Source organism: Stieleria tagensis (assembly GCF_024129865.1).
In the GTDB taxonomy this organism is placed as follows: Bacteria; Planctomycetota; Planctomycetia; order Pirellulales; family Pirellulaceae; genus Stieleria; species Stieleria tagensis.
The window spans coordinates 130,404-156,395 of the sequence record NZ_JAMYFE010000033.1 but is presented as its reverse complement, the minus strand read 5'-3'; the positions used below and the strand labels follow the sequence as shown (position 1 = coordinate 156,395).

Annotated in this window: 17 protein-coding genes; 9 read left to right on the top strand and 8 right to left on the bottom strand. The window is 56.6% G+C overall.

Annotated features, from left to right (window positions below):
• Window positions 1–44 precede the first annotated feature (44 nt).
• Window positions 45–1,589, bottom strand: coding sequence for an arylsulfatase B (locus NHH03_RS07070; RefSeq protein ID WP_253155058.1), 1,545 nt, complete (start codon window positions 1,587–1,589; stop codon window positions 45–47).
• A gap of 310 nt (window positions 1,590–1,899) precedes the next feature.
• Here NHH03_RS07070 and NHH03_RS07065 point away from each other — a divergent pair, with 310 nt between their 5' ends.
• On the top strand, window positions 1,900–4,029 hold the full coding sequence (locus tag NHH03_RS07065; RefSeq protein ID WP_253155057.1) for a family 16 glycoside hydrolase: 2,130 nt from the start codon (window positions 1,900–1,902) through the stop codon (window positions 4,027–4,029).
• Between the two features lie 121 nt (window positions 4,030–4,150).
• Here NHH03_RS07065 and NHH03_RS07060 read toward each other — a convergent pair whose 3' ends face one another.
• Both NHH03_RS07060 and NHH03_RS07055 read right to left on the bottom strand, forming a co-directional pair.
• Window positions 4,151–5,140: a transglutaminase-like domain-containing protein gene (locus NHH03_RS07060; protein WP_253155056.1), complete on the bottom strand. Its 990-nt coding sequence runs from the start codon at window positions 5,138–5,140 to the stop codon at window positions 4,151–4,153.
• Window positions 5,141–5,339: 199 nt separating this feature from the next.
• On the bottom strand, window positions 5,340–5,963 hold the full coding sequence (locus tag NHH03_RS07055) for a hypothetical protein (RefSeq protein WP_253155055.1): 624 nt from the start codon (window positions 5,961–5,963) through the stop codon (window positions 5,340–5,342).
• 187 nt (window positions 5,964–6,150) lie between these two features.
• On the opposite strand from NHH03_RS07055, the gene NHH03_RS07050 reads away from it, so the two are divergent.
• The 3 genes from NHH03_RS07050 (at window position 6,151) to NHH03_RS07040 (ending at window position 10,931) form a co-directional block, all read left to right on the top strand.
• On the top strand, window positions 6,151–7,227 hold the full coding sequence (locus NHH03_RS07050; protein WP_253155054.1) for a hypothetical protein: 1,077 nt from the start codon (window positions 6,151–6,153) through the stop codon (window positions 7,225–7,227).
• Between the two features lie 7 nt (window positions 7,228–7,234).
• Complete coding sequence (locus tag NHH03_RS07045) at window positions 7,235–8,074, top strand: aminotransferase class IV (protein ID WP_253155053.1); 840 nt, start codon at window positions 7,235–7,237, stop codon at window positions 8,072–8,074.
• A 73-nt stretch (window positions 8,075–8,147) separates the two neighbouring features.
• Window positions 8,148–10,931, top strand: coding sequence for a c-type cytochrome domain-containing protein (locus tag NHH03_RS07040; protein WP_253155052.1), 2,784 nt, complete (start codon window positions 8,148–8,150; stop codon window positions 10,929–10,931).
• 81 nt (window positions 10,932–11,012) lie between these two features.
• Here the strand turns inward: NHH03_RS07040 and NHH03_RS07035 are convergent, their stop codons facing one another.
• From NHH03_RS07035 to radC, 3 genes are all read right to left on the bottom strand, one after another.
• Window positions 11,013–12,389: a DUF1501 domain-containing protein gene (locus tag NHH03_RS07035; RefSeq protein WP_253155051.1), complete on the bottom strand. Its 1,377-nt coding sequence runs from the start codon at window positions 12,387–12,389 to the stop codon at window positions 11,013–11,015.
• 1 nt (window position 12,390) lies between these two features.
• A complete protein-coding gene (locus NHH03_RS07030; RefSeq protein ID WP_253155050.1) occupies window positions 12,391–14,199 on the bottom strand; it encodes an alkaline phosphatase in 1,809 nt (602 codons plus the stop codon).
• Window positions 14,200–14,333: 134 nt separating this feature from the next.
• Window positions 14,334–15,287 (bottom strand): RadC family protein, encoded by a 954-nt coding sequence (gene radC, locus NHH03_RS07025; protein ID WP_253155049.1) that lies wholly within the window; start codon window positions 15,285–15,287, stop codon window positions 14,334–14,336.
• Between the two features lie 250 nt (window positions 15,288–15,537).
• Between radC and NHH03_RS07020 the strand changes: the two genes are divergently transcribed.
• The 4 genes from NHH03_RS07020 to NHH03_RS07005 are packed head-to-tail and all read left to right on the top strand — an operon-like array spanning window position 15,538 to window position 20,962.
• Complete coding sequence (locus NHH03_RS07020) at window positions 15,538–16,035, top strand: hypothetical protein (RefSeq protein ID WP_253155048.1); 498 nt, start codon at window positions 15,538–15,540, stop codon at window positions 16,033–16,035.
• Window positions 16,035–18,353, top strand: coding sequence for a hypothetical protein (locus NHH03_RS07015; protein ID WP_253155047.1), 2,319 nt, complete (start codon window positions 16,035–16,037; stop codon window positions 18,351–18,353). Before NHH03_RS07020 ends, NHH03_RS07015 begins: the two co-directional genes overlap by 1 nt.
• The gene (locus NHH03_RS07010; RefSeq protein WP_253155046.1) at window positions 18,350–19,315 is read left to right on the top strand and encodes an ABC transporter ATP-binding protein; all 966 of its coding nucleotides are present in this window, start codon (window positions 18,350–18,352) and stop codon (window positions 19,313–19,315) included. Before NHH03_RS07015 ends, NHH03_RS07010 begins: the two co-directional genes overlap by 4 nt.
• Before the next feature lie 33 nt (window positions 19,316–19,348).
• The gene (locus tag NHH03_RS07005; RefSeq protein WP_253155045.1) at window positions 19,349–20,962 is read left to right on the top strand and encodes an ABC transporter permease; all 1,614 of its coding nucleotides are present in this window, start codon (window positions 19,349–19,351) and stop codon (window positions 20,960–20,962) included.
• A gap of 724 nt (window positions 20,963–21,686) precedes the next feature.
• On the opposite strand, the gene NHH03_RS07000 is transcribed toward NHH03_RS07005, so the two are convergent.
• Complete coding sequence (locus NHH03_RS07000) at window positions 21,687–24,359, bottom strand: hybrid sensor histidine kinase/response regulator (protein ID WP_253155044.1); 2,673 nt, start codon at window positions 24,357–24,359, stop codon at window positions 21,687–21,689.
• An 18-nt stretch (window positions 24,360–24,377) separates the two neighbouring features.
• Here NHH03_RS07000 and NHH03_RS27865 point away from each other — a divergent pair, with 18 nt between their 5' ends.
• Complete coding sequence (locus NHH03_RS27865; protein WP_261364128.1) at window positions 24,378–24,509, top strand: hypothetical protein; 132 nt, start codon at window positions 24,378–24,380, stop codon at window positions 24,507–24,509.
• Between the two features lie 4 nt (window positions 24,510–24,513).
• Here the strand turns inward: NHH03_RS27865 and NHH03_RS06995 are convergent, their stop codons facing one another.
• Window positions 24,514–25,965, bottom strand: coding sequence for a Gfo/Idh/MocA family protein (locus NHH03_RS06995; RefSeq protein ID WP_253155043.1), 1,452 nt, complete (start codon window positions 25,963–25,965; stop codon window positions 24,514–24,516).
• Window positions 25,966–25,992 lie beyond the last annotated feature (27 nt).

Sequence of the window (25,992 nt, the reverse complement as noted above, 5' to 3'; positions counted from 1 at the left end):
GAAACCTGGCGGTTCCAGCTACGGGGGACGTGTTTGGAGGGTCGTTAGCGGCCATCACCGGAGTACTCGATGGTCGCGCCGGTGGGCGCCTGCGGCCAAGGGGTTTCACCTGGGGGCCATGATTTGGGCTGCGTGCTGCGAACGGCTTCGATGCGCCGCGCCAGCCACTCCGGGACTTGTCGGTTTTCTTCGCGACCGTAGACCGCCGGCAGCGGGATGTCCATCAATCGCGGGGGTGACCCCAATACCTTTGACAGCGGTGGGCGCTGTTTGCCGACTTGATCCAGTCGGGCTTTCAATTTGGCAACCACATCAGGGTGTTTGTCGGCGACGTCTGTCGTTTCACTGGGATCGTTCCGAATGTCGTACAGTGCATCGCCCATCAATTTGTAGTCCCCGTCACGGATTGTCGGCAACCGTACACTGCCACTGACTTCGTACACAATTTCCCGCCGCGGACTGGGCGCCCCCTGGGTGAGAACAGCGGTCATGTCCATTCCATCGAGTGGACGACAGGGCGACGTGTCACCACCGGCAATGGCAACAAAGGTTGGCAAAAAATCGACCACATGCATCATCGCATCGCTGGTTTGAGCCGCCGGCAATTTCCCCGGCCAACGCATCACGCATGCCACTCGGACACCGCCTTCGAAAGTCGTGTTCTTGGTCCCGCGATAGGGTGCGTTGACCGCTTCGGTCAAACCACCGTTGTCGTTCGCCAGCACCAGCAGCGTGTCTTGGGCAAATCCGTACTGGTCGATCGCGCCAACGATTCGCCCGACGGCATCGTCCAGGCACTTGAGTGCCGCAGAACGCTTATCCAACGAGTCGGTATAGCGTGGAATCTGTTCCAGTGGACCGTGAATCGCATTGAACGGCACATACAAGAAAAAGGGTTGTTCGCTGGACTGCTGGCTGATCAAACGCACCGCTTCGTTGGCGAACAGGTCCGTGGAATAGCCCTGTTCGTCCAGTGGTTGCTGGTTGCGATGCCAATCGAAGACGGCATAGCGCGCGGGGGCGTTGTGAGGAATGGTGTAGTTGTTGTAATCAATGCCCCAACCATAGTGACCGTACTGGTGATCAAACCCTTGTCCCATCGGCAACTGCTCGGGCAACCACTCGCCCAAATGCCACTTGCCAACGAGAGCGGTGAAATAACCAGCCGCCCGCAACGCCTCGGCAATCGTGTACTCGCTGGTGTCCAAACCATGCAACATCCGTGTTGGTTCACCGCCCGGGGTATGCGGTAATTCCAAACCCAATTTGGCCAGGTAGCTGGGTTTGCCAAAATCCTCGCTGCGCCAATCCATCCAGTTGCGAAACGCGTACCGACCGGTCATCAACGCGCTGCGTGTCGGCGCACAAACTGAATGTGCATAAAACTGCGTCAGACGCAAACCCTGGTCGGCCAGCCGATCCATGTTCGGCGTCAACTCTTTGTCACCACCTTGAAATCCAGGATCGGACCAGCCCATGTCGTCGGACAACATCAGCACAATATTCGGCGGCTGATCCGCCGCAGCGACACGGTCGACGCTCACGACCATCAGCACAACAAACAACACCGCAATTAATTCGTATCGCATCGAACGGGATTCGGGCAAGTGAGACGGATCATCAATCAAACAGCCGTGCATTGTATCGCACCGGCCTTTGAAAAGCCGACCCCAACAGGCTCTGCTCATGTGGCAATGAATTTCCCCGTCAGTCGCCGTTGCCGAAAGAGAATCTGGATACAATGGCCCAACGGCAACTGGCCTCTGTGAGACGTCGAATGAATGATTGACGCATTCAATCGACGTCCCGTGGGGCCGATCCGAATTCAACCAAGCTCGCAGAGCTCGGCTACAGTGCGATGTATTCCCACCCTCCGTTCCTCCCATTGCTTAATCCCTCATGAATCGCCTGCCCCTTTTGATTCTGACGTTGGTTCTGTTTGAATCCCTGTGGTCTCCACCGATCACCGCACAGGATGAATCCGCCGAACCGTCGGCCTACGCGTTCAGCGAGGAATCGTTTTGGACCTCACAGGATGGAAAACCGGTTTCGACCAATTGGGAATTCAGCGATGACGAAGTGCGATTGGTGAAACCTCGCGGCGGGCATGGAAGTTTGATCAGCCCACCGATGCCCGCCGACTTTGACCTGTCCTGGCAGTGGAAGATTGAATCGGGGACTAACACCGGACTCAAATACCGCGTCCGTCGGTTCGGCAAACAGATCCTGAACAACACCTATGCCGGAATTGAATATCAAATCATCGATGACAAACCCGACAGTGTTGGCAAAGGCAGCACGGGTTCGGTCTACGATTTGGCGGCCCCGACAATCGACAAACCACTGAACCCAGCCGGCCAGTGGAATCAATCACGTGTCGTGGCCCGGGGAAAACAACTCGCACATTACTTGAACGGCACGCGTGTTTCTCAAATCACAACCAGCGGTCCGGCATGGGACAAAGCCATTGCGCTAAGCAAGTTTTATGGGGCAGAGAATTTTGGCAATTATCAACCAGGCGATCGCCTGATGCTGACCGATCATGGTGGCAAGGCGGTGTTTCGCGACTTTCAATTCACCGCACTCCCAACCGACAATGCGCTGGACGACGTCCAAGTCAGCACTGGCCCCTACCTGGGCAACGCCCTGCGCAATAGCTGGGCCGACCAACACTCAATCGTGATTTGGACTCGCACCACGCGAAATCCGGAAATGGAAGTGAACGGAAAACGGTTTGTCACACTTAGCAAACGTGAAGCCGACAAGTTGGCCAAGGGAGATGATGCAAAGCACTTGTTGGACGTTCAGATGCCCGAAGGTGCAGTGCTATCAGAGATGATCGGCGCATGTCCCGGTGCGCCCGGAAAAGTCAGGTTGATCTATTTTCCAAAGAAGCAGCGTGGTTCGGCCAAGACCACCGACTGGATCACCACCGATGCAGAAACGGACTACTGCGCTCAATGGAAATTGGAAGATTTAAAGGCGGACCAAGAGTACTCGGTCGTTGTCGAAGCCACCGCGGTCGAGAACGATAAAACCACAGCCATCGTCCGCGGCGCGTTCCGAACGGCACCAGAGCCGGATCAAACCGAAGACCTGAAATTTTGTGTCACCACCTGCCATGATTTTATCCGCACCGACGATGGCATGCAGGGACACAAGATCTATCCCACGATGTCGAAGATGCGCCCTGACTTCATTGTCCACGCCGGTGACATCGAATATTACGACAAACCCGATCCTTGGGCGATGACGGTCGAATTGATGCGTTTCAAATGGGGCCGAATCTTTGCCCTGCCCAACAATCGCGAATTCTACAAAAACACCACCAGCTATTTCCTAAAAGATGACCACGACACGTTGAAGAACGATTGTTGGGCAGGACAGACATATGGTTCGGTTTCGTTTGCCGAGGGTGTCCGGATTTTCAACGAGGAACAGTTCCCGTCCCATTCGCCGCGTTACAAGACCGTTCGCTGGGGAAAGGATCTGCAAGTTTGGTTCTTGGAGGGACGCGATTACCGCAGTCCCAACAATATTCCTGATGGTCCCGACAAAACGATCTTGGGCAGCGAACAAAAGGCCTGGTTGTTCAAGACTCTGGACGAATCAACCGCGACGTTCAAACTGATTTGCTGCCCAACCCCCATCGTCGGTCCGGATCGCGACAACAAGAGTGACAACCATGCCAACGATGTGTTTGTTTACGAGGGCAATCAGATTCGCAACAAACTCGCAGAGGTCGACGGCGCCATCGTGTTATGCGGAGACCGTCATTGGCAATACGCATCCCACGATCCAGAAATCGATCTGTGGGAATTCGGCTGCGGTCCGGGAAGTGAGGAACACGAATTAGGTTGGAAGCCTGGCGACGAGCGTCCGATGCATCGATTCCTGCGGGTCAAAGGCGGCTTTTTATCTGGCGAACTGAAGTACAAAGGGTCCGAGAAGACGCCTGGACTGACCATCCGCCACCACAAGGTGACCGGCGAAGAAGTCAGCAAGTTTCAGTTCCCACAAACGCCGTAGCGCTGCGTTCCTGGTTAGATTTCGAGTCAACAATTCGTGGGGTAAGCATCCAGCTTGCGATCCACCCGGTGTGGTGATGGCAAGCTGGAAGCTTACCCGTTTTTTAAAAGTGGGCGCACCACTAAGCGTCTAATTGTTGGCGAATGAAAGTCGGGTTGGGCGTGCCGCTGCCTTTTCGATCACAGCGAAAGAACTCGGAAACGTAGCGGACCGGGCCTTTCTTCTCGGCGACTTTGAATCGATCACCTTTTTGCAGCACCGGACGCGTTTCATCCATTCGGCCGAACTGGCGTGTCCCGGCAGCTTGGCAGGGGTACCAGGTTCCATTGCCGTCGGCGTCTTCCAGATAAAATTCTGGATAACAATGATCGGGCACCCAAACGACTCGCGCGGGGATATCCAGATTGCGACAGATCGCGACGAACAGGCTGGTCATTTCTTCGCAGTCACCCTTGCCGTCACTGAGCGCTTGCGAAGCGTTCTTCAAATCGCCTTCTAGATATTCCACATGGTCGCGGACGTAGTCGTATGCCAATTCGACGCGTTGCCAATCGTTTTCCGCCTCCATCTCCTCGACTTCTTTGGCGGCTTGGCGAATCGCACGATGTGACGCATCGATGTACGGGCTGTTGCCGGTGTAGAGTTTTAAATCCCGCGAGATTTTTGAGGGGATCACCAAGGTGTCGACATTGTCGGGACTGAGGATCCGCGAACGCTGGATGTCGACTTCCAGAGTGAACTCGACTTTAGATCCGGCGTTGACGCGGGCCATTTGCACGACCACCTGTTTGGTGCCACCACCGAGTTCACGGACCTGCCAACGGGTCACTTGGGGATCGATATTTTGTTTCCGCACGGTCACCGTTTGTTCGGGCCAGTCCGTGGGAATTGGAAAGGTTGCCAGCACGTTGGTACAGGTCACCGGGGTGTCCAGCACCAGCCCGATTCGCCAATGTGTGGTCGGCTGCGATTCATAGGAAAGCGCCTGTGCCAACGCCGACTGCGACAATGGGACGGATCCCCAAACGCCCGACGTCAGTGCTGCGGTGCCGATTGCGCGGCACAAGAATTGGCGACGATTATCGTAGATTTGGGGGTCAGGAGAGGTCACGTCAGTTCTCCGCGGCTGTGAATCGATTGAGAAACGGGTTCGCTACAGTACACCATAGCCGCTGTGGCAATAAAAGCACGACCGCGGAATCGCATCAGCCACCCCGTGCGTCGCTCACGCGCTTTCGCGGATCGTGCAGTTTATCCCTTGGGTGGGCCGTGGTGGATCTTGTAAAGATCCACTACCCGAAAACCAAGGTTCAGTTGACGCCGAATGCCCCGGGCGGCAAAGGGTCTTCCTGGATGATTCGATCACCTTGATCATCCAGTTTGTAGCCCTGTTCATAGTTCGGATAGTTTGCACGCACGCCACTGGAATCGAGCGGTGCCGGCATCCAGGTGTCGCTGTAGATCGGTTGACCTTCGATGACAGTGTCCGAAACGACTCCGTTGCCGATCACATCTGAACTGTAGGGATCGTAGCCATAGCCATTGATCACCGTCTCGCCGGAGGGACCGTAGCCGGATCCGTTGCCACAGGAGTTGCACTGGTTGGGTGTTTGACAGGGGCTTTGGTTGCAACCGCAACTTCCTTGTGATGGTCCCTGGGCATAGGGCGCTGGTCCGTAGCGTTCTGGAGCACAACGTTCTGGAGCACAGCGTTGTTGTTGTGGTGCAAAACGAGGTTGTAGATAGGTGGGCGTGTTGCAGCGAGGCCCGGCGGGGACCGCGCTGGGTGCCAATGGTTGAAACGGTGCGGCGACTCGATTGCACAGTCCGCATTGTGCGCCCTGCCCAAACAAGAAGTTTCGGATCGGTCCACAGCCCGTGGTTGTTGTCACAAGCGCTGCAGCCATCACGAGCGTTACAATGCGATTGTTCATTGGAATTTCCATGATATGCACAAGGAGCGTATTCGTTGGTCTCGAATCGAGAACCACACAAAACTAGGTCGCTGTAGATGATGTGCAAACGCAACAACGTTTTTTTTCAGCAACAATTTGTTGCAACAAGTCAACACGATCGAATCACCACCCGTCCCGCGCTCTACCCTGATCCCACCCAATCTGTATGAAGCGGATTCCCAAGTCATTCCGAATACTCGTCGCCACAGTGTGTTGGAGTCTTGCCGCGCTGTCGTTTGACAGTGCGCTGGCGGACCCATTTGAAGCACCGCTGTCGATCATCATTGACGACACCGCCGCGACAACCGGTGACCCCACCTTGTCGCAGCCCTTTGCGTCGGTGTTGGAAAATGCCGACACCGTCGCTGTCCAGGACCGTGTGTTTCTGTTGTCGACCCGGCACCTGACTTCAAATGCATGCTGTGCCACGCTGGAGCAACCCGACTATCGGATGTGGCAGATCGAATGCGGCCGCGCCAACCCCATCGACGTGATGGATTATCAAGCGTCGCTGTCGGCGGCGCGCCAGGTCGTCATCTATGTCCATGGCAATCGAATGCCCGCGGACGATTTAATGTCCCGAGCCACCATTGTCCGACGACGAATCGACTGCGCACGCAATGGCGGTGCAATCGACTGGGTCGTCTACAGTTGGCCCAGCGCCAGAGAATATGGATTGCTGAGAGATTTCCGCGAGAAAGCCGACCGCTGTGATGCCCAGGGTTTGTACTTGGCATCTTTCCTGCGACTGCATGCCCAAGCCGCGGTGCCCACCGTGGTCATCGGCTACAGCTTTGGTGCCCGTGTTGCCACCGGTGCGCTTCACGCACTAGCCGGTGGTCCATTATCCGGGCGAACACTGCAGGGTCCGCCGCTGGTCGGTGCAAACATCCGCGTGGGCTTGGTCGCTCCCGCGATCGAGTCGAACTGGTTGACAGCCAAAGGCTACCACGGCCAAGCCACTCAGAATATGGAACAGTTGTTGTTGCTTTACAATCGCCGCGACATTGTACTGAAACAGTATTGGTTGATCGAAAAAGTTCGGCGTGAAACCGCATTGGGCTTCAGCGGTCCAACGCGATTCGCTGCCCGTATGGATGGATCCCCGTTGCCAGTTCTATCGCGGGACTGTTCACCAAGCGTCAAATTGCGCCATTCCGAACTGGATTACTACAAAGACCCCTGTAGCGCGGGGCGTGACATGGCCAGGCTGATTGATGAAGCGCGAAACCTCTCGTTCTGAATCCACAGTGGCCATTCGAATCGCACTGAAAAACGGTGACTGGGTCGACGCTGATTCACTAGCCGTGTCCATCTCTGATCCAGCCGTCACCCAAGCGGTCACGGCCGTGGAGCGGATGCGGACCTATCAAGGCCGCTGGTTTCAAATCGACCGCCACCTGGAACGTTGGCAGCGGTCCACGACCGCACTGCTGATCGACGGCCTACCAACACCGGTCGAATTGGCAGAACACCTCGATGAGTTGCTACAACGCAATCAAGCCTGGATCGCTTCCCGCCCGGTCGGCGCAACGTTAATCGCTTCACCCGGAATCGCCGGCACGCCGACCTGGATTTTGGATTTGAATCTGATCGACCAGGATCGAGTTCGCCAGCAAGTCGACCGGGGCACCGCTTTGATCGTGACTGACGTTCAGCAACCATCACCGAAGTGCTGGCCCAGAGACATCAAAGTGCGATCTCGGCTGCATTACTACTTGGCCGATCAGATGGCAAAAAAAATCGCCCCCGACGCGCTCGGGTTACTGGTTGACCAGGATGGCAGCATCACAGAAACGAGCGTTGCCAATGTCTTGATTGTCGAATCGGGATGTTTGATCACTCCGCCGACCGACCAAATCCTCTGCGGCGTGTCTCTGCAAGTGATTCGCGATCTGGCCACCCTGCTGGGATTGAACTGGTCCGAGCAACGACTCTTCCCGGAACGGCTGCGGGGTGCCGATGAAGTGTTATTGACGGGGACCAGTTGCGGCATTTGGTTTGCCTGTTCAGTTGACGACCAATCGCAACGTGCTCCCGGCCCGGTGTACCGCAAACTGCGACGAACATTTGAAGCTTTGGTGGGGTAACACCCATTCGACCATCGGATCACAGGTACAATACGGCGTTTGACTTCGATTCTCCTCCGCCGAATCAATGCCGATGAACGCTGTGATCTGCCGCTTCCAACTCACTTTGGTCCTGTTGATGGCTTTGTTGGGTCCGACATTGTTCGCGGCCGAGCAAGTCGATTACGCCCGCGATGTGTTCCCTATTTTGGAGACATATTGCGTCGGCTGCCACAACCAGGACGACCCACAGGGTGGGTTGGCAATGGACGAATACGCCAACCTGATCAAAGGTGGTGAATCCGGGGTTGCAATCACATCGGGCGTCCCCGATAGCAGCCGAATGCTATTGATGATTCAAGGCAAATTGGAACCCAAGATGCCGCCGGACGATGCCGAGGGGCCCAACGAAAGTGAGTTGGAAAAACTAACACGTTGGGTGGAACAGGGTGCCGTGGGTCCAGAGGGCGACATGCCGATCAAGCGGACGCTGCGGACACCGTCGATCGAGACGGCCGCGGATGTGGTGGTACCGATCACCGCCATCGCCGCATCCGACGACGGCAGCCGGACCGCTTGCGGCAGCTTTGACCGCATTGAAATCAAGGACCACCAAAGTCGCTCTGTCGTGATTGAAAGCGAGAACCTGGGCAAAATCAACTCACTCGCATTCTCTCGGGATGCTACCGAACTATTGGTCGCTTCGGGACTGACGGGCGCGTACGGCCGCGCGGCGATCTACGACACACGATCGGGTGCGTTGGTCAGCGAATTCCTGGGACACCGTGACACACTGTATGCGGCCCAGTTTTCTCCGGACGAATCGATCATTGCGACGGCGGGTTATGATCGCAGCATCGTGATCTGGGATCGACAATCGGGCGAACCCACCCGCCAATTGAACGGACACAATGGTGCCATTTTTGACCTGGCATTCTCGCCCGATGGATCCGTCCTGGTCAGCGCCTGTGCCGACGAAACCGTCAAAGTCTGGAATGTGCGATCCGGCCAACGATTGGACACACTCAGCCAACCCGAAGGCGAAGTGTTTGCGGTCGCCATCACCCGTGACGGCAAACACATTGTCGCCTGCAGTGGCGATAGTCGAATCCGTGTCTGGCGATTGGAATCGGTTGATACACCGGCGATCAACCCATTGCTTGCCACACGTTTCATCGATGAAACCCCCGTGATCAACTTTGCGATTTCACCGGACAACCAATCGTTAATTGCCATCGCCGAATCGGGCGCTGTGAAACAGCTGCGGACGTCGGACTGGCAACCCGTCTCCTCATTGGACCCGCTGCCGGAATCCGGTACCGATCTGTACTTTGATCCCGACGGCACTCGTGTCACGGTGTCACTGATGAACGGCCAATTGGTGTCACGCGACCTGCCGCGATTGAAACCCGATGTGGATCAACCATCGGGCCAAGCCGTTGAATCGGTCTGGATGGATTTAGGCCCACCCAAGGCGATGGCGGAAACGAAGCTACGTGAATCGCTGAACCCAGCAACCGATCCGTCGCTTCCGATTGACATCGCTCGCAACGTGACCATTGATGGCCTGATCCATTCGCCAGGTGAATCCGATCTTTATCGCTGGTCGGCCGCTCGCGGCGAGGTCTGGGCAATTGATGCCGATGCAACCAACGATGGTCGGCTGGATCCGATCGTCACCGTTCTGGACGCGGCCGGAAATCCGGTCACGCGAGTCCGCATGCAAGCGGTGCGTGATTCGTATTTCACCTTTCGTGGCAAAGACAGCTCGCAGACCGGCGACTTTCGCGTTTTCAACTGGCAGGAAATGCAGCTCGGGCAATACCTGTACGCCGCCGGCGAACTGACCCGGTTATGGATGCATCCACGTGGACCAGATTCTGGTTTTGAAGTGTACCCCGGCGAAGGGGACCGCTGGACCTATTTTGGAACCAGCGGACGAACGCACGCGTTGGGCGAACCGGCCTACATCGTCCAACCGCTGCCGCCCGGCGCGACCGAGCTAGCGAATGGATTGCCCGTGTTTGACATCCCCTACGAAAATGATGACGATCCGAAACGGCTGGCTGGCAAGAACAGCCGATTGCTGTTCACCGCGCCGGCCGACGGACTGTACAGCGTGCAGATCACCGACACTCGCGGTGAGGGTGGCGCCGAATACGGATACAAGCTTGCCATCCGTGCCGCGCAGCCAGGTTTTCGGCCGACGACACAATCGATTAGCAAACCATTGCATCCCGGCATCGGGCGTGAATTCCGTGTCTTGGTCGACCGCCAGGATGGCTACCAAGGGCCGGTCACGTTCGAAATCAGTGGATTGCCCGATCGTTTGGTCAGCAATTTTCCACTGACCATTGAAGCCGGCCAGCGCTATGCGACTGGCGTGATTTGGGCGTCTGCCGATGAACCAGGCTGGCAGGACGAGATCCAACCCCAGCTGACCGCCTGGGCAACGATCCACTCGCGACGTGTCGAACGCGATGCAGGTTCCCCCGGCAAACTGACGTTTGATCCGACACAGACAGCGGTCGTTCCGATCATTCAACCGGTTCAGAATGAAGGGTCAGAAAACTCGAATTGGACGCTGCAGGTGCAGCGTGGTCAAACCGTTTCGGCACGGGTCATCGTGCAGCGCAAGCCGGGATTTGACAAAGAGGTTTCGTTTGGCAAAGAACGCTCAGGAAAGAATGCCAGCCAAGGTGTTTATGTAGACAACATCGGGCTCAATGGGCTATTGATCGTCGCCGATGCATCAGAGCGGGAGTTCTTTTTGACCGCCGATCCGACCGCAGTGCCCGGAAAACGAACGTTCTTTTTGACGGCTGAAATCGATGGCGGCTTGGCATCGCACCCGATCACCGTGGAAGTGACGCCGTAGGGCTGCGTCAAGCTTCCGTCGATCTGAACCCGGACGGGTCCAACTACGGGAAACACCGCCTGTCAGCAATCAATCGTTCTGTTACGCCAGCACTTCGTTGACGACCCGTCCATGCACGTCGGTCAACCGGAAATCACGACCGGCATAGCGATAGGTCAGACGTTTGTGATCCAACCCCATCAGATGCAATAGCGTGGCATGCAAGTCATGCACGTGCATCCGATTCTCAACGGCTTGGAACCCGATTTCGTCAGTCGCACCCACGATGTTTCCGCCTTTGACGCCACCGCCGGCCATCCACATCGTGAATCCATAGTGGTTGTGGTCACGACCGTTCATTTTGCCTTGATTGACGCCCTCGCGAGGCATCTCGACGACGGGCGTGCGGCCGAATTCGCCACCCCACAACACCAGGGTTTCGTCCAGCAATCCGGTGCGTTTCAAATCAGCCAGCAGTGCCGCGATCGGCTGGTCGACGGTCTCAGCCAACTTGCGGTGTTGACGTTCCAGATCATCGTGATTGTCCCAAGGCTGCCCCGCGCCGGTGTACAACTGCACGTAGCGAACACCACGTTCCACCAACCGCCGCGCGATCAGGGTTTGTCGAGCAAAATCGCTGTCACCGTACTCTTGGCGAACCGCTTCCGGTTCGCGCGTCACATCAAACGCCTCTGCCGCCTCACTTTGCATGCGGTAGGCCAACTCGAAGGATTCGATTCGCGATTGCAACCGTTGATCATTTTCGCGCTGCAGCGCGTGGCGACGATTTAATTTGTCCAACAAATCCAATTGGTCACGCTGATCGCCACCAGCGACCAATTCGCTATGGATGTTTTCCAGCAACCGATTGACCTGGCGATGGCTGGTGTCAACGTAAGTCGCTTGATACTTGCCGGGCAGAAATGCGTTCTGCCAATTCTGAGATTCTTTGATCGGATAGCCGCCCGGGCACATCGTCACGAACGACGGCAGGTTTTCATTTTCGCTGCCCAAGCCGTAGGTCAACCACGACCCCACGCTCGGCCGCACCAGACGCGATTCGCCGGTGTTCATCAGCATCAGCGAGGGTTCGTGATTGGGAACGTCGGCATGCATCGAATGGATCAGACAAATGTCATCGATATGCTGTGCCGTTTTGGCAAACAATTCGCTGACGTGAATGCCGGATTCGCCATAGCGTTGAAATTTGAACGGTGAACCGAGCACATTGCCGGTGGGGCGTTCCGTTTTCAGCGTGCCGGTCGGCGCCGTCTTGCCGGCCAACTTGTTCAACTGCGGTTTGTAGTCAAACGTGTCGACTTGGCTGGGACCGCCGTTCATGAACAGGTGAATGACATGTTTGGCCTTGGCCGGAAAATGCAATTCACTCGACAGCGCATCGCGGCCCAGCATGTCCGAGAGCGCCAGGGAGCCCAGACCGATTCCACATCGCGAAAGGAGTTGTCGTCGTGTAAACATTTCAGTTTCCCGAATCGCGTTGATTCTGTTGTGCTTGTTTCCCAGCTTCGGCGACCGCACTGGGGTCATCCAGGAACAGATAGTGACCGTGGTCAGAGGTCACGATCACGGCGGTGTGATCCCAGGCCGCGTTACGATCGACCCAGTCCATCACCGTCAGGAAAGCTTTCTCGCCGCTGATCACCGCACCGATGCTACTGTCCAAGTTGTTGGCATGATTGGCCCAGTCCACGTCACCGGCTTCGACCAACAACCAGAAACCGTCGATCGACTGTTCCAGAACCATCAAGGCGGCTTCGGTCATGTCCGCCAACGTGGGATTTTCGCTGATGTCATCCGCTGAATACATTTCGGTCGATTTGACATCGATCGTTGGATCGTATTGGCCGTCGGCTGTTTGAAACGGCAGATGCCCGCCCTTGGTACCATAGAAACCCAGCAATCGTTCGCTATTGTCGGCTGCGGTTTGAGCCGCTGCCAACAACGATTCGCGTCCCGGTTGCCCCTTGGCACGCTGCACCACCCGGTACCGACCGCCGTTCTGCAGATCACTGGCGCGGATGTCGTCTTGATGAAAATATGGATTTCCCTGAGCGAAATTGTTGCCCTGCGATTTGTCCTCTTTCTTGCCTTCGCCCCAACCGCCGCCGATCAGCACGTCCACACCTGGCAACGGATTGTCGCGGTGCGCCGATGAGGGCAGCCCGACTAGGTCGCGTGAAATGTCTTGATAGTCTTTGCGAGTGACGTTATTGGCGTAGGCTGCTGCGGGTGTGGCATGACTGACCGGGACGCTGGTCACCACACCGACCTTGAAATCCTGTTCGGATTGCAGCTGCCTTCCGATCGGCACGACCTGGGTTCCGTCAACGGCCACGTTGATCGATCCGTTGAAGGTTTTGATACCGCTACACAGACTGGTCGCCGAGGACGCGGAATCCGTCACAGTGTGTGAGCGGATTCGATCGCCACCGATCAAGTAGCGACCGCCGACACGTTCATGCCAGGGACTGCGGCCGCCAAACACGTTGTCGAATCCCAAATGCGTGCCCTGTTTCAATTCCAGCACGCGTTGAACATCGACATCGACCTTGGCTCCCTTGGCGGCGGGGCTGGTGCAGATCAAACCAAAGTCTGTGATCACACGCCGATCATCTTGGAATGCCAGACCGGTTCCACGACCCGAATCGTATCCAACGCGTCCAGAGTGATAGATCGCCGCGGCGCGCGTGGTTTCCCAATCCATGCCGTCAAACACCATCAAGATTATGTTGGTGCAACCCGCATCGACAGCGGCTTTCTGTAACCGATACACGTCCGTCTGGTCATGGTACAACGCCAACGGATTCAAAGAAGGTTCAGGCGGTTGACCACTCAAACGTTGCAGGCGTTCGGGGTCGGAATGGATGCTGCCTTGCTCTCGCAATTTGTTAAGTGTCATTCCGAACGTGTAGACCGGAATCAAACGGTTGCTATGGCTGGTCCAGCTGCTGAACTTGGCGGTCTCGGGGCCCCAATGACCGTAGACCGGTTTTTGGGTGACGATCGATTGCTTTTGCATCCGCTTCATCAAATCCGTTTCCACTGCAACGGCAGCGTTGTCAGCGTTCGCTTCCGCATGCTCGGGCTGATCGGCTGTGGTGACGGTGGCACTGAAAATGCCAGCCGACAACACAGTCATCGCCGTCATGATCCGCAGCCGACAGCGCACGACACTCGTCAACGGCAACGTCAGTCGACTAGACCAATCGAGCTGTGCCACTTGGGAACCCCTGCGAAAACGGAAGTCGGATTGAGAACGTGCAAGCATGTTCGTCCAAAGAATTGGCGGAAGGTGGGCGCGGGAACGGTGATCGTTCCTGCGAAAGGTGGGACTGACCAAGATAATCTGTCGATCACGTCGCTCCGAGTGGTTGAACGTTTGATTTGCGGATTATCGACCGATCAGCTCGTTTCGCGAATGCTGATCGACCCTTCCGATGCTACCACAATGTGGTCCAAAACTGAAATTCCCAATAGTTTCCCAGCCTCGGTCAGTCGGTCGGTCACCTGCAGATCCTCGCGGCTTGGGCTGGCATCCCCTGATGGGTGGTTATGCACCAGGATCACAGCGGAGGCAGAATCACGAATCGCCGGGCGGAACACTTCGCGAGGATGCACCAAACTGGCGTCCAAAGTCCCACGGGTGATCAAATGCGTGTTGATCGGTAGGTGTTTGGTGCTCAGCGTGACGATATGAAATTCTTCTTGGACCCCACTGATGGCCAATCCGCTGAAGACGTCATTGCAGTACTGCACGGCCATGTGAGTGCTGGTGATCGGCGAGTGGCTGGCACGGTGCAATTGTTCGTGCCGGGCAACACGTCGCCCCAGTTCAATTCCCGCCATGATCGCGGCATAGCTGGTCACGGTGACGGCCGGACTGACACGCCGCAGTTCCTCTTTTCCGCTGCGCCGCAAATCCGATAGTTTCTCGGCGTAGCTGTTGGCCAGTCGTCGTCCGGCTTCGATCGCCGATTCGCCTTTGACACCGACACGGATCAGGATCGCCAACAACTCCGCATCGTTCAACTGCTCGGCGCCGTGGGCCAACAATCGCTCACGCGGCCGTTCCTGCTGGGGCTGGGCCATGACTTGGCTGCCGCTGACCTGGCGTTCGATCCAGTGTGACGGATCCACCCGAACCTGTGCGTTGCGCCAGGCAAACGTTTCCTGTTCGGAGGTTTCGTAGCGATCCAGAATCCCTTCCCGCACCAGATCTTTCAGCGCCATCGCTACGAAGTGCGGCGACAGATCGGAACAGGATTCGCGCGCCTGTTGTTTGGAAAAGGCGCTGATCGGCGACAGCCTTTGAAACAACCGCTGAAATCGCTGCTTTCGCTTTTCCGACTCGCCCATCTCGCTCGCTCGCAAATTCCCTGCGTTTGAATCATCACCAGCAGCCGAATTTTAGCGTGACCTTCGGCCACCGTGTGCGGCTTGTGCATGCCGACCAGAATCAAACGTCGCTGATTGTCCAAACCTGGAAGCATTTCCAGATTTCGGCCCCCGCCGATGCCACGTGGCGTGGCGACAGACTGTTAGAATAGGAAACCATGCGTCTGGGCAAATTGGACGCGGACTTTCTCTTCTCCTTTTCGATCAAACGATGGAAATAGAATCTTTGCATGGACGTGAGGCTGATTCAGAGCCGGTGCTGCGAAGTCGGTTGCTGCCCCGGGTGTCGTTTCAATCGCTGCTGATACTTACCGCGGTCTCTGCCGTCGTGATCGCCGTCGTGTACGCTGCCGACCAGGGCGGGACCTATGCGGCCGCCGCTGCTGTTGGTGTTTTTTTTGCGCTGGCAATGCTGTTGCTCTCGGCCATTGTGTTTTCGATCGTTTGGGCGATCTCGTTTTTTCCAAAACCGATTGGAATCGCGCTCCTGATCGGTTCCCTACTGCTGCTGGTCAGCAGAGTCGTCGGCATGCCCATTGGGACGTTCGGTTTTTTCCAGCAATCGATCTGGCTGGTCAATCTTCAATTGATCGGCTGGTTCTTGTTGCTTGTGCCGATCGGCCGAGACCAATCTTCACAGACCAACAGCCCGTTTGCAGATGGCCAGTTGCCACCCCAGATCTTTGCGCCTCGAGAGCCGACAAACTGATGCCGAATTCGCTCTCCCGTTGCGTCGCACCGAACGGTCGCGATCTACCAGCCCGTGACACGTTCGCAATGGTCCTGCAAAGGTTGATCCTGGTCTGCATGCTGTTCGGTCTGGCCGCACCACACTGTGCGGCCCAATTCGAATTGCCGGAGATCCTATCGAATACCCGTGTCGTCTTACCCAAACCCGGGATTGCAGGAAACCGACCGGCCGCCGGCGGGTTCAACGCGACCATCGAGATCAGCAATCTGTTCGGAGTCGGATACGTCGGTTTGGATGTCACATTGGATACCACGCTGGGACCATTGTCAGCCGATCGCTTGTTAACCGTTCGGTTGACCCCGATCGATCGGCAGATGCCAGCCGAGCATGCGATGGTCGTTGAGTTGCCGATCGCGTTCGAACAGGGAAAGCGTCAAGTCAGTGTTTCGCGATCCTTTCCCAAATGGACCCTGGGCAATACCTATCGCGTTGAAATCATCGAAGACGGTGTGCCGTTGCCCGACTACCAAACAGAAGTGGGCACGCTATTCCCAGCCTATGCGAGGAAGTCGCCGCAGACCATTTTGACCAATGAATTTCGCAGCAATGTGCTGTTTTTGGGCACCGACCCCAAGCACTATCCTGAATTACCGCTGGACCGATTTGCATCCGATCGAGTTTCGATAAATACCTATCCGGCCGCTTGGCAGACCTGCCAGCCCGAACAAGTGCCGGTCGATTGGCGGCGGATGCGTGATGTGGATTGCCTGGTCATCGATCGAGATCAATTGGCCGAGGATCAACCGAACACGCTGCCCAACGACAAGCGGAACATGATTCGTGACTGGGTGATGATGGGCGGCACGCTGGTGGTGATGCGAATCGACCACTCTGACGAGTTAGAAGAATTGTTGGGGCTGTCGCTGACCGAGTCACAAATCTTTGATGATGGTTTCCAGGCAACGCGCCACAGGATTCGTGAGCAGGTATTGGAAGACCAACAAGCGATCGAAACGAGTAGCGAAATGATGCCGTTCGGTTCAGCCCAGCTGACGGAATCGGAACGGACGATACGACGAGAGAACGAACGAAAGGCAAAGCAATCAATCGCCCAGTTGAACACGGAAGTGGACGCATTTGAATCGACATGGAAACAAGCCGTGCTGCGTCGCGCATCGGTGGGCACCGTGATCGGTTTACCAGCGGATCAACTGGACACATCACTTTCACTCAAGCTGTTGCAACGGATGGACGGTTTCCGTCGTTCCGCGATGCTCGAGCGAGGCGTCGACCCGTTGATGGGTGATGGACGCAACCGCCGCTGGTTAATCCCAGGCGTTGCCGAACCGCCGGTGTACACCTTCATGGGCGTGTTGACGCTGTTTGTATTGCTGGTCGGCCCGATCGCCTATCGCTGGACAACACGCGGACATCGTTCGCACCTGATGTTCTTGATCGCGCCGGTGCTGGCATTGCTGACCACAGCAGCCATGTTCGCCTACAGCATTGTCGCCGACGGCTTCGGCACGGTCACGCGGGTACGACAGATCACTTGGATCGACGGTGCGAGCGGTGACGCCGCCGAACGCACGCGATCGACACTGTTTGCCGGAATCAGCCCCGCCCAGGGATTGAAATTTGAAGCCGATGCCGAGGTGATGGTCTATCCCGGCAGCAGCCAGGTCGGATGGGATGATTTACCCAGCCAAGTCGGCGAAGTTCGATTGCGTTTGACACTTGGCCAGAACGAACAACGGTTCGCGCCGTCGGCTCTACCGTCGCGCACGCAATCGCAATTTGTTTCGCATCGCATGCGGCACGGTTTGGGCGTGGTGGAGATGGCCGAACTGGAACCGTTTGATTCGGGTGGCAAGCGTCCCAATCAAACGACCGTTGCGATTTCCAGCAGCTTGCCGTTTGATCTGCGTGAACTGGTGCTGCGGTCCCACGACGGCCGCTATTGGTCGGCCGACGCGTTGCCGGCCGGCGAAACCGTCGCCGCAAAAGGGATCATCGACATCCAAGCTCCCTCCCGATTGCTGGGAATGCTGTACAACCGATACCGCGCGGTCGGAGCGGTATCAGAAGCCACCGGATCGCGACCTGGACAGTCGTTTCGCGATCTGATGTTGTACGTCAATCGCCAAATCAACCCCGGTAGCAGTGCAGTCACCGATGGCAGTTTTGAAACCTGGTTGAATTCCAGCATGTTTGTCAAAGGCGACTTGCCGCCGGGAATGTTCGTCGGCGTGAGTCGTCCCAGTCAAGATGCCATTGCGGTCGAAGGTGCCGAAGTGGTGCACAGTATTCGTTTTGTGTTGGGGACAATCAAATGATTGCCGTTCATTCGTCCGGGTCCGACTGCATCGAACTGCGCCGCTTGCATCGCTTTTTTGGCGACACCAAAGCGGTCAACGATGTCACGTTTAGTGTCGGTCGCGGCCAAGTCTTTGGCTACATCGGTCCCAACGGGGCGGGCAAAACCACTTCGATGCGGATTTTGGCAACGCTGGATTTGCCTAGCTATGGCGACGCTTATGTGGATGGATTTTCGGTCGTCAACGACCCCGAACTGGTGCGAAAACGATTGGGATTCATGCCGGATGCCTTCGGGACTTACCGGGATGTCAACTGCAGTGAGTACTTGGATTTTTTCGCCCGCGCCTATGGGCTAGTCGGCCGTCATCGCAGTCAGCGGTTGCAGTGGGTTTTGAACTTCACCGGCACCGAGGGAATGGCCAACAAGCCGATCCGCGGGCTTAGCAAAGGCATGAAACAGCGACTGTGTTTGGGGCGAGCACTGATCCATGATCCGGCAGTCCTGATCTTGGATGAACCCGCAGCTGGGCTGGACCCGCGGGCACGGATCGAGTTGCGACAGATGATCCGCCAATTGGCTGACCGCGGCAAAACGATTCTGATTAGCAGTCACATCCTGACGGAACTGGCTGAGGTCTGCGATTCGGTGGCGATCATCGAACAGGGCCAGTTGCTGGCGACCGGCAGTGTCGATCAGATCCAGGCCGAACGTCAAAACCAACTGGAATTGACGATGCGAATCCTGAATCGCCAAGACGACGTCATCGAGGCTTTGAAAGGGTTTGGCGAATCGGTCTTGATGGACAACGCGATCATTGACGGCCAATTCATTCGTTTCGGGTTCGGCGGTGACATGAGTGCCCAAGCCGCCTTGGTCACGCACCTGGTCAACAGCGGATTTGAGGTCGCCGAAGTCCGGGCGGAAAAGAAAAGCTTGGAGGATGTTTTCCTGCAGGTCACCGAAGGCTTGGTGCAGTGACGATTCATTTCCCTCCCCCTGCTTGATACCCCCATGGCAACAATCGACACGACGGCAGAAATCGCGAGCCCCCATTCCGACTGGTTGGACAAATTGGATCGCTGGTGCGCGCGGACGGGAGATCGAATCAATCCGATCCTGGTCAAAGAGACGCGTCAGTCGCTCAAAAGCCGTCAGTTTGTTGTCACGTTTTCGATGATCTTATTTGCCGCGCTGGCATGGACGATTGCAGGCAGTCTTTCGATGATGCCGCAGATCTACACCACACCGTCCGCACCGCGGATGATGATCGGCTACTACGCCGTGCTAGCGCTACCGATGTTGATGGTGGTCCCGATCGCGGCCTATCGATCGTTGGAGGCCGAGATTGATGACGGGACACTAGAGTTACTGTCGATCACCGCGCTGTCACCCTGGCAGATCGTGTTGGGAAAACTAGGCAGTGCATCGCTACAAATGCTGCTTTACTTTGTGACATTGTTTCCCTGTTTGGCATATGCCTATTCGCTGCGTGGCGTGGATTTGCCAACCACCTTGCTGATCGTCGCGTCACTCGGCGTCGCCGGATTGCTGCTGACCGTGGTCGGATTGTTTTTCGCACCGACGGCGCGTGGCCGATCAGGACGCGTGTCGGCATTGCTGGCGCTGATCTTTCTGTTGGTGCTGGCCGAGTATGCAATGGGCGCGATGGTGTTTGGGATGATTTTTTATGGCAATCCGCTGTCGCAAAGTGAATTGTTGTTCTACGTCGTCGCCAGCACTGCGGTTGCATTTTCTCTGGGGCATCTGATGCTGACGTCGACGGCGGCTCAGTTGACACCGGAAACCGAGAATCGATCAACCGCGGTTCGTTTGTCGCTGCTGGCTTTCACAACGGTGTGCGTGTCAACCATCGCCCTGGCCGTACTGGTGCTGCGCAGTAGCGGGCTACCAATCTATTTCTTTGGGATGTTTGTGATCGCGGGTGTGTGGACGTTTTGTGGCGCGTTGATGGTCGGCGAACGGTCGACGATCACACCGCGGATTCGTCGTGAATTGCCCAGTAGTTTCCTGGGACGATTGGTGCTGACCTGGCTTACCCCGGGGCCAACGACTGGACTGGTCTTCACGATCATCGTGCTGAGCATCCTGACGGTGATGCAGCAGGCCTCGTTGTCTTGGATCAGCCGATCCGGGATCGCGCGTGGCATTTACAGCAGCCAGTTGAGACGTTTCTTTGGGCAACCGGCGCTGCTGTTTGTCGCCTATTTGATTTCTTTTTTAGTGATCGTTCGATTGTTAATGTATGTGATTCGTTTGCGCAACAATCCGCGAGTGGAACTCGGTCTGGCGGCATTGGTCGTGGTCGCACTGATGGCGGCGCTGATTCCCTATTCGATGCAACTGCACTACAACGACTATCAACCATTGACCTATGACCCGAAGTGGCAGATGACCAATTGGGCATTCACCATGGCCTCGGCTTTAGAGCGTCGACTGCCTCCGAACATTATTTCTAACGTTGTGGGAGCAGCAGTCGGCTTGGGGACGATCGCGATTTTGGCTGCTTGGAAAACGACACGACCGCGGCGTACCGCCACGCCGGAGCGTGTCCTGCAGGAACTCGAGAAAAAGCCCCAAGGGTTGTCGGAACAATCCGCGTCGTAGCTGGGGCCAATTGGGTAATCGCAGGGAATCTGAACCGTGGCCGGTCCAGCTACGGGTGGGAGAGAATCGTCGTCGCTGGGCCCGCCAGGGTTCAGTCGGTCTGAATCGCAGGGAATCTGAACTGTGGCCGGTCCAGCTACGGGTGCGATGGAACGTCGCTGGGCCCGCCAGGGTTCAGTCGGTCTGAATCACAGTAAATCTGAACCGTGGCCGGTCCAGCTACGGGTGGGAGAGAATCGTCGTAGCTGGGCCCGCCAGGGTTCAGTCGGTCTGAATCGCAGGGAATCTGAACCGTGGCCGGCCCAGCTACGCGTGCGATGGAACGTAGCTGGGCCCGCCAGGGTTCAGTCGGTCTGAATCGCAGGGAATCTGAACCGTGGCCGGCCCAGCTACGGGTGCGATGGAACGTCGCTGGGCTCGCCAGGGTTCAGTCGGTCTGGATCACAGGGAATCTGAACCGTGGCCGGTCCAGCTACGGGTGGGAGAGAATCGTCGTAGCTGGGCCCGCCAGGGTTCAGTCGGTCTGAATCACAGGGAATCTGAACCGTGGCCGGTCCAGCTACGGGGGTGAGAAACGTAGCTGGGCCCGCCAGGGTTCAGTCGGTCTGAATCATAGGAAATCTGAACCGTGGCCGGTCCAGCTACGGGTGCGATGGAACGTAGCTGATCCCGCCAGGGTTCAGTCGGTCTGAATCACAGGGAATCTGAACCGTGACCGGTCCAGCTACGATGCGTTGACAACTCGTTGAATGGTTTCCTGCAAATCGACCAATTGAAAGGGCTTGGCTAAATAGGCATCGGGTTCGATTCCCGTCTCCTGCCGAATCTTGTCGACTTCGGTTAATAGGCCGCTGCAAACGATGATTGGCAATTCGCGTCTGCATGCACGGATTTCACGGTAAACCTCCCTCCCAGAAATCATCGGCATCAACAGGTCTAGGATCACCAGATCCACGGCGGCTCCATCAGCGAGGCTGCGGATTGCTTCCCGACCATCTTGCATCGCAGTCACGCGGTGCCCGAGCGTTTCCAAGCTCAGCTTTGTCACCGCGCGAACACTGTCGTCATCGTCGATCAACAGAATCGAATACGACGGGGTGTTCGTCGCGACCGCCGGTGGCGCAACCGGTTCTGAACGATTCAGTTGAATCTTGCTTTCCGCAGGCAAGCGAATGGTGAACTGCGTCCCCACACCTCGCTCACTTTGGCATTCAATCGTCCCGCCATGCTGCTTGATCACTCCGTAGGCCAGTGACAGCCCCAACCCGGTTCCTTCACCAACTGGTTTGGTGGTGAAAAACGGTTCAAAAATACGTGCCACCGTTTCTCGGTCCATTCCTTCCCCGGCATCACGAACACTAATTTCGACGAATGGATTGCGATCGGAATCAACCAGCAGAGTGGATTGAATGTCGATGCTGCCTTGGACGTCCCTGCGGCCACCACGTCCACAAATCGCATCACGGGCATTGATGCACAAATTGAAAAAGACCTGTTCTAGCTGGGGTTTGTCGAATCGGCACGCCGGCAAATCCGAATACAAATCAAGGTGAAATTGGATATTTGGCCCTAGGGTTGCTTTCGCCAGCAGCACCGCATCCTCGATCGCTTGATTGATCGATCCGAGTTCCAGTTCCAAATTGGCTTGTCGGGAAAAACCGAGCAGCGAACGAACCAATTTAGTTGCTTGGCGGGTACATCGACGGGCCGAATCCAGACACTGTTGCCGTTGATCGTTCTCTAACGGCGTGCGGCGATCGACCAATTCCAAGTTTGCCGAAATACCAGTCAACAAATTGTTGAAATCATGGGCCACGCCACCGGCCAAACGTCCCAGCGCGTCCATTTTCTGACTCTGCACCAACTGCATGGCCAACCGCTCGTTGGTGCGGTCGGCGTGCTGGACGCGCAACCACAGGATCGCGAAACAAACCATGCCGGTTGTGCAAACCAGTGCGATCGAGGCCAGCGAAATGATTGCCGTCGATGAGGACAGTTGCCACCACCGCGAAATGATTTGAATGCTGTCGATTCCAGGTAATTCGATGGCAAAGCTCGCCTTGCCCGACTCATCAAGACGCCCAGCTTCCGGTGGCAGGGGAACCACCATCCCCGTGACGGACAACTGGCGAACACCATTCAGATTGAATTTTTCCCACAACGGATCTTCGACATCACAAATCGCAACAAAGGGAGTCTGGCCGTCGCGCAACGTGATGACCCGCTTGGTGCCCACGCTGTGACTGGCAATCAAATTGGCACGCATGCAAGCGCGGTAGGGCAGTTGTTCGACATTGATCGAATCAGCCGCAACCAATGGAGGCGGGGGGATGCTACGAAACGCATGCGACCGCAACGATTTGAGTTGGCATTTGTTGTCTTGTTGTCGGCACAACGAAACGTCGACCAGATCGCCCAACAGCCGTCGATTGGCCAACGCAGACCGAACAAACAGTCCTTTACCGCCAGATTCAATCAAATAGCCCTCGGCGTCGGTCACAGAAGTGATTTGCCCTGCCAGCGTGATCGCTCCATCGTCCGGGATGCCTGCGGACCTCAACTCGCTGACGTCCATCGCACGCGCGGCTGACCTGCCGGGTGAAACGGACGGCGATGATTTGGGATCGTCATCAGCGGCGGATTTGCCCGACTGACAGGGACCAGTCACCACTTGCATCACTTCTCCCAACTCATTGGTCCGCACAACGTATCGAAAGGGCTGGCCGTTAAAATCCATTTCGCAACTGAGTGTTCCGGTGACCTGAACGCACTTGCCGATTAAATCGGACCAGTTGAACGCGGATTGTTCGTCGAACCGATGCACGGTGAACAATGTCCCGTGGGAATCCAACGCGGCTGTCCATTGGCGACCGGATTGTGCGACTTCCAAAACGGTTCCCGTCGTGACAACACAATGGGACCACCAGTCACCCAGCGAAAGTTCATGGATTCGCACACTCTTTGGTTCAATCGGTTGCTTAAAACCCGTCAATTCGACGCTGTCGACATGCACATAATGACCGTCCAATACCAGTTTGCCACGCACATGCAATTCGGTGCCGGGGGCAAGGCATGGAAAGCGTTCAAACATCGCGTGCGGCACATCCAAGTAGCACGCTTCATAGGGATCCTGGACAAACACGGCCTCGTCGCGATGGTCCCAATAGCTGACGAACACCGTCAGATCGACCGGCAGCGATTTGACGTCCCTGCGGCCGTAGTTCCGCGCCAGATCGCCCAGCGTGAGTAGCGTGGGCGCGGAGCCACCTTCACCCGGGGAGGCGGCCGTGACGTCGCCGCCCAGGCCGCCACTCCAGCCCAGCAGGCACAAAACGATAGCGCAGGCGATTGTGTCGCCAAAGCGGGAGAACCGAGATGCGGTAGATGCTGTGAACATAAAAAAATCGGGCGGCAGGTGAGACTGCTAACAGCCTACACCTTCCGCCCGATTGACTGTGTGCTTGGCACTTCACTCTGCCTGGCAATCCATGAAATCTACACGTCGACGAAAACGGCACCGCCAGACGGCGATGTCAACGCTCAATAGGTCGCTACGAGATTTCAGGTACTTCGTATCCCTTGCGGTACTGGCGTTTGAGCAATTGATTGGCCGCCGCAGCGTCGTTGCCAACGAACTGCTCGGTTTTCGAATCAAGTTCCAACATCGGGCTGAGTTTGATTTGGTCGCTATCGAGTTTCAAGTCGTGCGCTTCGAGATGCTTTTCCATGTCTCCCAACAGCGCGGACCACTCATCCAACTTGACTTCCTGAGCGCGTTCGCGGCTGTAGCTCTCGCCGGCTTGGAACGCGACATTCGCCAGATTGCACCAGCCCGTGCTATCGTTGCCGACAGCGATTTCCGCATTCAGAATCGAGCGATCTTGAGCGCGAACGGCATCGATGAAGTTCTGTTGGTGTTTGACATCCCCGTTGCCTTTGAACTCCTTGATTTTCTTGCCATCGTTATCGAAGGCGACGGCACGGCCACGCTGGCCTTCGAAACGACCGCCTTCGCAATAGGCCATGTAACCGCTGGCAGGTCCGGGATGCTCAGGGCTTTTCTTACCGCCCGGCTGTGACGGCAAATTGCTCAACCCGATCACCACCGGGATCGAACCGGTGTCGAAGTATGCAAAGTGCACGTTCGGGGTTTCGCCAGCATCGTTGTAGACCACACGGCCGCCACCGCCGAGCACGCGCTGTGGCAAGGCGACTTTGTCTTGGAAGATATTGTTGCGGCAATCATCCAGGACGTGCACGCCCCAGTTGCCCATTTCGCCACTGCCGGTGTTCCAATCCCAGTGCCAATCGTAGTGCAGTTTTTCACGGAACAACGGTTCGTCGGCAGCCGGCCCCAGCCAGAGGTCATAGGCGATGTCTTTCTCGATCTTCAATGGCGTGTCGCGTTTGCCGATCGAGGGGCGGACACCGTAGCGATTGACGCGTGCCGACTTGATTTCACCCAGCGCTTTTTCTTCGTGCAGAAACCGTTTGATTTCGGCCTGCATCGGATCGGACCGTTGCTGGGTTCCGATTTGGCAAATCTTGTTGTACTTGCGCGCGGCGTTGACGGTCTGGCGGCCTTCCCACTGGCTGTGCGACAGTGGTTTTTCCACATACACGTCCTTGCCGGCTTGCATTGCCCAAATGGCGGCTAAGCAATGCCAGTGGTTGCAGGTGGCGACCACGACGGCGTCAATTCCGGGTGCGTCGATCAACTCTCGCAGATCCGTCCACCCTTGGGCCTTTGGAAAACGCTCTTTCGCCAAACCAAGACGTTTTTCGTCGACATCACAGAGACCGGCGATATTGACGCCGTCGACCTTGTCGAATTGTCCCATCAAACCGCCGGCGCGACCGCCACAACTAATAAAGCCCAGGTTAATCTCGTCGTTCGCGTTGGCCGCCCGCAGACTGCGTCCTGGAAGTGCGGACGTCAGGGTCAAACCGGCGGCAGCGGTGGCGGTTGAACCGACAAAGCGTCGGCGAGAAATCTTCGTCATGGGTAAATCGCTTCTCAAATGAAAGGG